At 61.6% G+C, this 9,999-nt stretch carries 11 protein-coding genes; 8 read left to right on the plus strand and 3 right to left on the minus strand.

Annotation, left to right across the window (positions count from 1 at the left end; all coding sequences use genetic code 11):
* The first annotated feature begins 2 nt into the window (after nt 1–2).
* Complete coding sequence (locus EOA86_RS09045) at nt 3–380, plus strand: tellurite resistance TerB family protein (protein WP_206629985.1); 378 nt, start codon at nt 3–5, stop codon at nt 378–380.
* A gap of 16 nt (nt 381–396) precedes the next feature.
* On the opposite strand, the gene EOA86_RS09050 is transcribed toward EOA86_RS09045, so the two are convergent.
* The gene (locus tag EOA86_RS09050; protein WP_127209418.1) at nt 397–1,215 is read right to left on the minus strand and encodes a transporter substrate-binding domain-containing protein; all 819 of its coding nucleotides are present in this window, start codon (nt 1,213–1,215) and stop codon (nt 397–399) included.
* A gap of 289 nt (nt 1,216–1,504) precedes the next feature.
* Between EOA86_RS09050 and EOA86_RS09055 the strand changes: the two genes are divergently transcribed.
* The 3 genes from EOA86_RS09055 (at nt 1,505) to EOA86_RS09065 (ending at nt 3,734) form a co-directional block, all read left to right on the plus strand.
* Entirely contained in the window at nt 1,505–2,236 is a 732-nt protein-coding gene (locus EOA86_RS09055; RefSeq protein WP_095517049.1) for a LuxR family transcriptional regulator, read from the plus strand.
* A 97-nt stretch (nt 2,237–2,333) separates the two neighbouring features.
* Entirely contained in the window at nt 2,334–2,972 is a 639-nt protein-coding gene (locus tag EOA86_RS09060; RefSeq protein WP_077377404.1) for an acyl-homoserine-lactone synthase, read from the plus strand.
* A 15-nt stretch (nt 2,973–2,987) separates the two neighbouring features.
* Nucleotides 2,988–3,734: an enoyl-CoA hydratase-related protein gene (locus EOA86_RS09065; protein ID WP_127209413.1), complete on the plus strand. Its 747-nt coding sequence runs from the start codon at nt 2,988–2,990 to the stop codon at nt 3,732–3,734.
* A gap of 70 nt (nt 3,735–3,804) precedes the next feature.
* Here EOA86_RS09065 and ppk2 read toward each other — a convergent pair whose 3' ends face one another.
* Entirely contained in the window at nt 3,805–4,713 is a 909-nt protein-coding gene (ppk2, locus tag EOA86_RS09070; RefSeq protein WP_127209412.1) for a polyphosphate kinase 2, read from the minus strand.
* 234 nt (nt 4,714–4,947) lie between these two features.
* Here ppk2 and EOA86_RS09075 point away from each other — a divergent pair, with 234 nt between their 5' ends.
* The 3 genes from EOA86_RS09075 to EOA86_RS09085 all read left to right on the plus strand — a co-directional run bounded on the left by EOA86_RS09075 (nt 4,948) and on the right by EOA86_RS09085 (nt 8,151).
* The gene (locus tag EOA86_RS09075; RefSeq protein WP_128341293.1) at nt 4,948–6,219 is read left to right on the plus strand and encodes an ATP-binding protein; all 1,272 of its coding nucleotides are present in this window, start codon (nt 4,948–4,950) and stop codon (nt 6,217–6,219) included.
* Nucleotides 6,220–6,326: 107 nt separating this feature from the next.
* A complete protein-coding gene (gene phoU, locus EOA86_RS09080; RefSeq protein ID WP_128341295.1) occupies nt 6,327–7,052 on the plus strand; it encodes a phosphate signaling complex protein PhoU in 726 nt (241 codons plus the stop codon).
* Between the two features lie 91 nt (nt 7,053–7,143).
* Complete coding sequence (locus EOA86_RS09085; RefSeq protein ID WP_065005841.1) at nt 7,144–8,151, plus strand: magnesium and cobalt transport protein CorA; 1,008 nt, start codon at nt 7,144–7,146, stop codon at nt 8,149–8,151.
* Nucleotides 8,152–8,258: 107 nt separating this feature from the next.
* Here EOA86_RS09085 and EOA86_RS09090 read toward each other — a convergent pair whose 3' ends face one another.
* Complete coding sequence (locus tag EOA86_RS09090) at nt 8,259–8,777, minus strand: GcrA family cell cycle regulator (RefSeq protein ID WP_029356837.1); 519 nt, start codon at nt 8,775–8,777, stop codon at nt 8,259–8,261.
* A gap of 354 nt (nt 8,778–9,131) precedes the next feature.
* Between EOA86_RS09090 and EOA86_RS09095 the strand changes: the two genes are divergently transcribed.
* Nucleotides 9,132–9,999 (plus strand): aspartate aminotransferase family protein (locus EOA86_RS09095; RefSeq protein WP_164891641.1); only part of this gene is annotated, 868 nt, incomplete at its 3' end.

Raw genomic sequence — 9,999 nt, forward strand, 5'->3', positions numbered from 1 at the left:
ATCTGATGGTCATCACCTCCGCGTCCGATCGCGACATGACCGATGTCGAACTGGCGCGGATCGGCGACGTCGTCCGCTCATGGCCGGTGTTCGAGGATTTCGACCACGACCGGCTGGTCGGCGTCGCCCAGGACTGCCAAAAGATGCTGCACGAAAAGGACGGGCTGGAAGGCGTTTTGGCGCGGGTCGCTGAAGCACTGCCCGAACGCCTGCTTGATACCGCCTATGCCGCAGCCTTCGAGGTTGCGGCCGTCGACCTCGAAATGCGTTTGGAGGAGGTGAGGGTGCTGCAGCTTATCCGTCGCCAACTCGATCTCGACACGCTCACCGTCGCCGCCATCGCCCGTGCCGCCAAGGCCCGCCTGCGTACGCTGAACTGATCCAGGCCCTCAGGGATCAGAAGAAGCTGACCGGAAAATAGCGCAGGTAGAATTCGGCGAAGGTGCCTTTCACCGAAATCTCCTGCAGCGCGTAGTCGAACGCAGCGGCCAGCGCCGGATCGTTGGCCCTGGTGGCGATGGCCATGCCCGAGCCCAGATATTCTGGCGCCAGATACGGGCCGCCGGCAAAGCGGCAGCAAGCTGCCGCATCCGACCCCCCCAGCCAGAAGGCGAAGCGCATGCCGTCGCCGAAGGCGCCGTCGACCTTGCCAGCCTTGAGGTCATCGTAGAGCTCTTCCGGCCGGTCGAAGGGGACGACCTGAACGGTGCCGAAATAATCGCGCAGCATCCGCTCATGCGCGGACCCGGCGACCACGCCGACGCGCTTGCCGCGCAGTCTGTCGAAGATCGGTTCCGTGAGCGCCTTTGTCTTCGGCATGATGAAGCGCGCCGGAAACTGCAGATAGGAACGTGAGAAGGCATATTTCGACCGCGACTCCGGTGTGGCGGCGATGCCGGCAATGATCGCTTCACCTTCGCCCTTCTGCAGCGCTCCTTCGAGCTCGGCCCAAGGCAGCGCCTGGATCTGGCATTTTTCCGCGATGCCGAGTTCGGCGCAGATGGCGCGCGCCAGATCGACGTGGAAGCCGGACAAGCGACCCGCTCCGTCGAGGAAGTTGAACGGCGGGAAATCGGTGGTGGTCAGGAATCTCAGACGCGGCAGCGCGGAAAGGTCAGGCTTCGGCAGCCGCTCCTTGGCATCCCACAGCACCGGCACTTGCAGCTCCGCGGCTCGCGCTCCCGCGAGCCACTGTGGTCCCGTCATTGCCAGCATCAAGACGATGGTTGTCCACCGAATTGCCACGATCGAGCTCCGCCCTGTCCTGTCCAATGTGGCTTTTGGTACGAAAATGCCACAGGCACAACGGTTTTTGATTTCATCATGCCGATTTAGGGTTATGCTTCAGCGAGCTTGCAAACATGTGGGGCGTCGGCTGGAGGGTAGCCGCAAGGCGCTGCAAACAGAGAGGAGCAGGTTTGTAATCCGGGGTCGATGGCAAAGTGCGGGTCAAGCACTAGACCGTTGATCTCAACGCGGAAGGCAACATGGGGTAGATGTTGCAATGGGCCACTTCGATCGCACACTGGAATTCATAGATCAGCTGCAGCACGCCAATACGGCGGCTGCGGTCTGCGAAAAACTGCTTGGCATAACCTCGGAGTTCGGTCTGACGGCACTTATGGCCGGGACGGTTCCGCAACCGGGCACGCCAAGAGGCCAGCAAAAGGACCATGTGCTGCTTTGCGAGTGGCCGGGAGAATGGCTGGAGCGCTATGTGGCGCGCAACTATGTTGACCACGACCCCGTCGTCAGCCACATGAAGCAGCTTCAGGCGCCGTTCCAGTGGCGGGAGGCGTCTCAGGGCATCCGCATCGACAAGAGCAGCGGCGAAGTGATGGGCGACGCCGGCGAATTCAAGCTGCGCGACGGATTGGCCTTCCCGCTGATCACGCTCGATGGCCAGATCGTAATGGTGTCGCTGGGCGGCGAGGCCGTCGAATTGTCGGGCGCCGAGTTTGGGCTGGTGTCGCTGGTGGCGACCTATGCGATTGGCCGCGCCATGCAGATCCACACGATGGCGGCCAAGACCATCGACCACGTCGAACTGACGCCGCGTGAGCGCGAATGCATGCAATGGGCCGCCGTCGGCAAGTCCGAATGGGAGATCTCACAGATTCTCGGCATTTCGGAACACACGTCAGAGAAACACCTTCTTAACGCCAAAAGCAAACTCGGTGCCGTCAACCGGGTACAGGCGGTCGCGGAAGCGATAAGGCGCGGCTATATTAGCTAGCTCGGCCGTGCCGGCCTAGAAATTCTTGCATACGTGATCGCGTAATTTTCTCGGGACAGCCCGGCCGTATCTTCCTATTGAACCTAGGAGACGGCAGATGCTTTTTTCCCTTACCACACAGGAACTTATGGAACGTCCCGACCTTTGGGAGGCCGTTCATCGTTTACGCTACAAGATTTTCGTCGAGGAGATGGGGTGGACAGATCTGCAGCGCCCCGATGGCCTTGAGATCGATCAGTTCGACCATGATGAGGCGGTGCATCAGCTCGTCATCCGCAATGGCGAACTCGCCGGTTATCAGCGGATGTTGCCGACAACGCGGGCGCATCTTCTGACCGAGGTGCTGGCGGACCTCTATGAAGGGACGCCGCCATCCGGGCCGAACGTGTGGGAACTGACCCGCTATGCGGTGGCGCCGGGCTTTCGTGACGGCAAGCGCGGCGTCTCGACGGTCGGCACCGAGCTCATTGCCGGCTTCGTCGAGTGGGGGCTGAAGCGGAACGTCAACCAGGTGATCATCGAGTTCGAGCCGATGTGGGTTCTGCGGGCGCTGCAGTTGCACTTCCTGGCGAAGCCGCTTGGCTACCAGCGCACCTATGGCAACCAGCAGGTCGTCGCGACGCTGCTCACCTTCAACGAGCATACGCTTGAGGTGGTGCGCTCGCGTCGCAGTCATTTCGCGCCGGTGCTGGCCAGGGGTTATCCCGACAGGCTCGGAATGAGGCAGGCCTCGTGAGAATTGGAGACAGCCATGAACATCCAACCGCAAACAGAGTTCCGCAATCATACGCTGATCGTCACGGTATCGTCGGATGACGGCCGGCCGGTGCTGGACGGGCGAGCCTATGAAAGCCTGGCCAAGATCTTCCACGAAGCCGCAATCGACGATGATGTGCGCGTCGTGGTGCTGCGCGGCCTCGCCGGCTGCTTCTGCCTCGGCGGCGATTTTTCAGAATTCCTCGACGCCACCAAGCATCAACGATTGATCGCCGCCGTCACCGATATGTTCCGCACATTGGCGACGTTCCCCAAACCGGTCCTTGCCTGTGTCGACGGCGACGCCGTCGGCGTCGGCTGCACCATCCTGTTCCATTGCGACATGGTGATCGCATCTGATGAAAGCACGTTCCGGGTGCCGTTCGTCGATTTCGGCCTCGTGCCGGACGCGGCGACCAGCATCCTGGCGCCGCAGAAACTCGGTTATGCCGGCGCCTTTCGCTTCTTCTGCCTGGGCGACACGCTCAGTGCCGAGGACGCCAGGATGCTTGGCCTGGTCACGGAGATAGTGGTGGGCGATGTCGAGGAAGCCGCACTTGGCAGAGCCAGGCAACTCGCCAAGAAGCCGGTCGCCGCACTGCTGCAGACGCGCGACCTGCTCAAGGGCGACACAGGCGCGCTCTGCGATCGCATCGACCAGGAGATTTCGCTGTTTCAGCAGGCTTTGCAGGACGATACCACGCTGAAGCGGCTGCAGCGGATTGCCCGGCTGGCGGCATGAGAAGTCATTCGGCAGAATGACAGGAATATCCGGAATCGTGCCGCGCGTCGTTGGGGCGCGCGGCAGTGCTTCAGGCCTGTGGTCCCAGGAACGAAGGCCCTTCCCCGATAATTTTCTTGTCTTCCTTGCCGATGGCGTCGAGATCGCGGCCGTCATAGGGAAGCGACAACAGGATGCGTCGGATGATGGCAAGTCGCGCGCGCCGCTTGTCATTGGCCCGCACGATGATCCAAGGCGCGAATTCCTCGTGCGTGCGTTCGAACATGAGGTCGCGCGCTTTGGTGTAGTCGTCCCATTTGGTGATGCCGGCAATGTCGATCGGCGAGAATTTCCAGCTCTTCAAAGGACTCCAGCGGCGATCGTGAAACCGCTCAAGCTGTGTTTCCCGACCGATGTTCAACCAGAATTTGAAGAAATGGATGCCCTCGTTGCAGATCATCCGTTCAAAATACGGCGTCTCGTCCAGGAATTTCTCATGCTGCTCCGGCGTGCAGAAGCCCATGACCGGCTCGACGCCGGCGCGATTATACCAGGAGCGGTCGAAGGTGACGAACTCGCCGGATGTCGGAAAGTGCGCGACATAGCGCTGGTAATACCATTGCCCGAGTTCGGTCGGGGTCGGCTTGGTCAGCGCAACGTTGCGCGCTGTCCTGGGGTTCATGTATTGGCGCAGCGCGAAGATCGTGCCGCCCTTGCCTGCGGCATCGCGTCCTTCGAACAGCGACATCACGCGCCCGCCCGTCGATTGCAGCCATGCCTGTGCCTTGACCAGCTCGATCTGCAGCCGCTCGAGCGTCTCGTCATACTCGTCGCTTTTCATTTTCTTGTCGTAGGGGTAGCCGCCCGCGGTCAGCTTGTTGTGTTCGACCCAGTCCGGAAGCTTGGGATCCTCGATGTCGAACTCGAGCGCCTTGCCGTCGATGCGGATCTTCAGCGGACCTGGAACGGGCGCGGCGGCATCTTCCTTGGAGTTTTTCATCGAGACGAACCTTTCCAGTTTCCGGACTCATGCTATTGGGAGCCTTACTGCATCGGCCCGAAAATCGGAATCGATTTCGGAAAGAACGATGCAGCAGATTGAGAGTGGTAGAGCGTCCTTTGTGCGTCCAATTGGACGCACGGCGCTCTAGCGCCGGTCCAGCGGGAAGTTCCACCCGACCGGCCGGGTGGGGGCGGAGGCGCAGTGCGCGCGAATGGCTGACAATGGCTGACAATGGCTGACATGGGCGGCGCAGAACAGCGAAGCACGGCGCAACTGGTCACTACCCGGTTGTGGAACAGCCGCTGGCTGCTGGCCGCCGGCATTGTCGCGGTCCTGACCGTCTATGGTTTCGCAGACCCGTCCGGCTATGTGGTGCTGCTGGCATGTGCCGTACTGCTGCTTGCCGCCGCGATGCTGCCGGCCAGCGTTGCGCGCCAGTCCGCGGAGGATGCCGCGGCGATCGAGGCGGGCGGGCTACAACAGCTGTCGGGAGAATATCTGGCGGCCGCCGTTGCCGATCCGCTGATCATCTTCGATCGCACCGCCACGATCGTCCATGCCAACGCCGCCGCCTTCGCCGCCTTCGGCGGCATCGCACCGGGCATGTCGCTGTCGCTGAAATTCCGGGCGCCCGAGATGCAGGCTTTGCTGGACAGTATTTTATCGGGCGCCGCCGCTTCGGATGTCGTTGACTATACCGAAAAGCTGCCGGTCGAACGGGCCTATCGGGTGAGTGCGTCGTCTGTCGGCCACGGCACCGACCTCTATGTGCTGGTCTTCAAAGACCAGAGCGAGGCGCGCCGGATCGACCGGATGCGCGCCGACTTCATCGCCAATGCCAGCCACGAACTGCGCACCCCGCTCGCCTCGATCTCCGGCTTCATCGAGACGCTGCGCGGCCCGGCCCGCAACGACTCGGCGGCGCGCGAGCAGTTCCTGCAGATCATGCAGAACCAGACCGGCCGCATGGCGCGCCTGATCGACGACCTGCTGTCGCTGTCGCGGCTGGAGATGAAACCCTATCTGAAGCCGGGAACCGAGGTCGATCTCCGCCAGACCCTCGACAGCGTCATCGATTCGCTTGGGCCGCTTGCCAGGGAAAACGGCGTTGTCATCGAGCGGGATTTCGCAGAAGGGCCGCTTGATGTGCCCGGGGATCGCGATGAACTTTTCCAGGTTTTCGAAAACTTGCTCGAAAACGCCTGCAAATACGGACAGTCGGGTGGACGCGTCGTGGTGACGATTGCTCACAGCAATGACGGTCCAGAACCGGGCATCGACGTCACCATCCGGGACTTCGGTCCCGGCATTCCCGAGGAGCACATCCCGCGCATCACCGAACGCTTCTACCGCATTGATGCCGAAAACAGCCGGACCCAGAAAGGCACCGGCCTTGGCCTGTCCATCGTCAAGCATATCCTGACGCGCCACAACGCCAGGCTCTCGATCAAGTCGGAGGTCGGCAAAGGCGCAGCCTTCTCGGTTCATTTGCCGGCGCACTGACGCCGCACTATCTGCTAACAAGCCGTTTCTTTTTTCTGTCATCCGGCTAGCGTATCAGCGGAGGATTCGAGGAACGACTCGGCCACAGATCCCGGGAAGGCATTTCCATGCAGTCCGTGCACATCGTCAGCGCCTATGACGAGGAACTGAAATATCTGTCGAAGCGCATCGCCGCGATGGGCGGGCATGCCGAACGCATGGTCGAACAGGCGATCGCGGCCCTGGTCAACGCCGACCCCGGCCTTGCCCAGAAAGTGATCCGTGACGATTCTGTTCTGGACGAAGGGCAGCGCGAGATCGACGACAAGGCGATCATCATCATCGCCAAGCGCCAGCCGATGGCGACGGATTTGCGCGAGATCGTCGGCGCGATCCGCATCTCGGCGGACCTCGAACGGGTCGGCGACCTCGGCAAGAATGTCGCCAAGCGCGTGGTTGCCGTCATAGAAGGGCGCCAGCCGACCAGCCTGTTCCGCGGCATTGAGGCCTTGGCCGACCTGGCGTTGACGCAGCTCAAGGAAGTGCTCGACGTCTACGCGTCGCGCTCGGTGGAAAAAATCGGCTTCGTGCGTGATCGAGATGATCAGATCGATGCCGTGTACACCTCGCTGTTTCGCGAGTTGCTGACGTACATGATGGAAGATCCGCGCAACATTACGCCTTGCACGCACCTGCTGTTTTGCGCCAAGAATATCGAGCGGATCGGCGATCATGCCACCAATATCGCCGAGACGATCTACTACATCGTCACCGGCGACCAGATGCCGGCCGAGCGGCCGAAGGGCGACAACACAGACAAGATTGTTGTCCCGGGAGCGCCACCCGCGAAGTGAACGGCTGCCTCTCGAACCCATTGCTGATTTAGGCTAAGCTTTACCGAACGTTCCTGATCCTGACCCGAGGCCATGCCTCCAGGAGGTAGTGATGGAAACCGTTCGGAACCTGACGCCGGCCCCGCCGACATCGGCCATCATCGCTTCCAGCGTCTATACCGCCGGCCGGCGTGTCGCCGACATTCCGATCGAGGAAGCTGGCGAATGGGCCAAGAAGCCAGGTCATGTCGTCTGGATCGGCCTGCTGGAGCCGGACCGCAACCTGTTGCTTCGCGTCCAGGCGCAATTCCATCTGCACGATCTGGCGATTGAGGACGCCGAGCATCCGCATCAGCGGCCGAAGATCGAGCAATATGGCGATGCGTTGTTCATCGTTGCCCGCACGGCTCAACTGATCGACAGGCGCGTCACCTTCGGTGAGACGCATCTGTTCGTCGGCGCCGGCTATATCGTCAGCGTCAGGCACGGTCCGTCGACTTCTTATGCCGCCGTTCGCCAGCATTGGGAAAGCTGCCCGCTTTCGCTGGCCAAGGGCGAGGATTTCGTCCTCTATGCCATTCTCGATTTCATCGTCGACAACTACATGCCGGTGCTCGAGCAGATCGAGGACGAGGTCGAGGCGATCGAGGACAAGGTCCTGCTAAGGCCTATGACTGGAACTGATATCGAGCGGCTCTATATGCTGCGCCGCGATCTGTTGCGCTTGCGCAATGCGGCGCTGCCGCTGGTGGAGGTCTGCCGCCGGCTGACCAGCGCCGACCTGCCGCAGATCCACGCAGCCATGCACCCGTTGTTTCGGGACGTGACAGATCATATCCGCACCGTGCAGGAAAAGATCGACAGTTTGCGGGAGGTTCTCGCCTTTGCCTTCGAGGCCAGCCTCCTGGTGGGCCAGAGCCAGGAAACGGCGAACACCAAGAAATTGGCCTCGTGGGCTGCCATCTTGGCGGTGCCGACGGCGCTCGCCGGCATCTACGGCATGAATTTCGACGACATGCCGGAACTGAAGATGGAATATGGCTACCCGCTCGTGCTGGCTGCGATCGCTGCGATCTGCTCTTTCCTGTACTGGCGTTTTCGCAAGAATGGGTGGCTGTGAAAGAGAAGGGAGTAGGGCCGTAAGGGAGTATGTAGTGCGTTGCCAAGGCTCGCACTCACAAAGCCTAATCTTTACCTACTCCCATACTGCCCTACTCCCCTATTGCCTTATCTACTCCGCCGCCGCTCTGATGCGGGCTGGAACGCAATTCGGGCGTGGTACTTGCAATAGGGTCCGGTTTCGGCCGCGTCGTTGCCGCAGAAATGAAACTCTTCCGAAAGCGGATCGCCATTCGGCCATTTGCATGTCCGCTCGGTTAACTCGACGAGTTGCAGATGCCGCGAGATCGGCACGACGACGTTCTCGACCGGACGGACGTAATGACGCGCCACCGGTGCGGTGTCGAATTGCGCCTGCAGCGCGGTCGCGCCGATCGACGTGGTGATATGCCGCGCAGTGCTCGCCGCCCGCGACACCGATTTCTGGACGCTCGATCCTTGCACGCTCTTTTTCTGGCGTGCCGGCGTGGCGGTCGAGCGTCCGCGGCCCGACAGTTTCAGCCGATGCACCTTGCCGATGACGGCATTGCGGCTGACGCCCCCGAGCTGTGCGGCGATCTGGCTGGCGCTCAGTCCCTCCGACCACAACTTTCTAAGAAGTTCGACCCGCTCGTCAGTCCAGTTCATGAGACCGCGCTCCTGCTGAAATGTGCGGCGATCGGAATCCTTCCACGATCCGGCTTCCGCCGGGCAGACACCACATATATCGGGTGATTAGGTCCGCCGCACGAAATCTAGTTATTTCTCGACTACAATTACCTTATGCGCTGACTCGGTGACAAGAGTCCGAGGGCCAACACGATTCGGTTTTTTCGGTTTTCCCCAACTTGCCCGGTCGCTGATGAGCCGGCGTCTCGCTGGAGAGCTTGCCGCGCGTCCTCGCGCGACGTTTTCGTTGACTTCATGGCCGAAAAACACGATAAGCCGCAAAGGCCGCCGCTTTGGCGGCTTTTTGATTTTCCGGTTCCGGAGACGCATATAATGAGCGGTTCGGCGCTTTTCGAGACCTTTACCCGCGCACCCCTGGCCTTCGACCATGGGGAAGGCACTTGGCTGGTCACCGACAAGGGCGAGCGATATCTCGATTTTGGCGGTGGTGTCGCCGTGAATTCGCTGGGCCACAGCCATCCGCATTTGGTCTCGGCACTCACCGAGCAGGCGGCCAAGGTCTGGCACGTCTCCAACCTCTACGAGATTCCGGGGCAGAGCCGTCTGGGCGAGCGGCTGGCCGACGCCACCTTCGCCGACAAGGTGTTCTTCACCAATTCCGGCGCCGAGGCGCTGGAATGCGCCATCAAGACGGCGCGGCGCTACCACTTCGTCACGGGCCATCCCGAGCGCTTTCGCATCGTCACCTTCGAAGGCGCCTTTCATGGCCGCACGCTGGCGACCATCGCCGCCGGCGGCCAGTATAAATACCTGGAAGGCTTCGGACCTAAGGTCGAAGGTTTCGACCAGGTCGGCTTCGGCGAAATCGACGCCGCCGAAAAGGCGATCACCCCCGAGACCGCCGCGATACTGATCGAGCCGGTGCAGGGCGAGGGTGGCATCCGCCCGGTGCCGACGCAGTCGCTGAAGCGGCTGAGGCAGCTCTGCCAACAGAATGGCCTGCTCCTGATCTTCGACGAGGTCCAGTGCGGCATCGGCCGCACCGGAAAATTGTTCGCGCATGAATGGGCTGGCGTCACGCCCGACATCATGGCGGTTGCCAAGGGCATCGGCGGCGGCTTCCCGGTGGGCGCCTGCCTCGCCACCGACGAGGCGGCCGTCGGCATGACCGCCGGCGTGCACGGCACCACTTTCGGCGGCAATCCGCTGGCGATGGCAGTCGGCAACGCCGTGCTCGACG

It is taken from the genome of Mesorhizobium sp. M5C.F.Ca.IN.020.32.2.1 (assembly GCF_004023105.1).
GTDB lineage: Bacteria > Pseudomonadota > Alphaproteobacteria > Rhizobiales > Rhizobiaceae > Mesorhizobium > Mesorhizobium wenxiniae.

Excerpts from the sequence above, each read along its gene's own strand:
- EOA86_RS09050 (WP_127209418.1), bottom strand. The coding sequence starts at position 1,215 with ATGCTGGCAATGACGGGACCACAGTGGCTCGCGGGAGCGCGAGCCGCG.
- EOA86_RS09055 (WP_095517049.1), top strand. The coding sequence starts at position 1,505 with ATGGGCCACTTCGATCGCACACTGGAATTCATAGATCAGCTGCAGCAC.
- EOA86_RS09060 (WP_077377404.1), top strand. The coding sequence starts at position 2,334 with ATGCTTTTTTCCCTTACCACACAGGAACTTATGGAACGTCCCGACCTT.
- EOA86_RS09065 (WP_127209413.1), top strand. The coding sequence starts at position 2,988 with ATGAACATCCAACCGCAAACAGAGTTCCGCAATCATACGCTGATCGTC.
- ppk2 (WP_127209412.1), bottom strand. The coding sequence starts at position 4,713 with ATGAAAAACTCCAAGGAAGATGCCGCCGCGCCCGTTCCAGGTCCGCTG.
- EOA86_RS09075 (WP_128341293.1), top strand. The coding sequence starts at position 4,948 with ATGGCTGACATGGGCGGCGCAGAACAGCGAAGCACGGCGCAACTGGTC.
- phoU (WP_128341295.1), top strand. The coding sequence starts at position 6,327 with ATGCAGTCCGTGCACATCGTCAGCGCCTATGACGAGGAACTGAAATAT.
- EOA86_RS09085 (WP_065005841.1), top strand. The coding sequence starts at position 7,144 with ATGGAAACCGTTCGGAACCTGACGCCGGCCCCGCCGACATCGGCCATC.
- EOA86_RS09090 (WP_029356837.1), bottom strand. The coding sequence starts at position 8,777 with ATGAACTGGACTGACGAGCGGGTCGAACTTCTTAGAAAGTTGTGGTCG.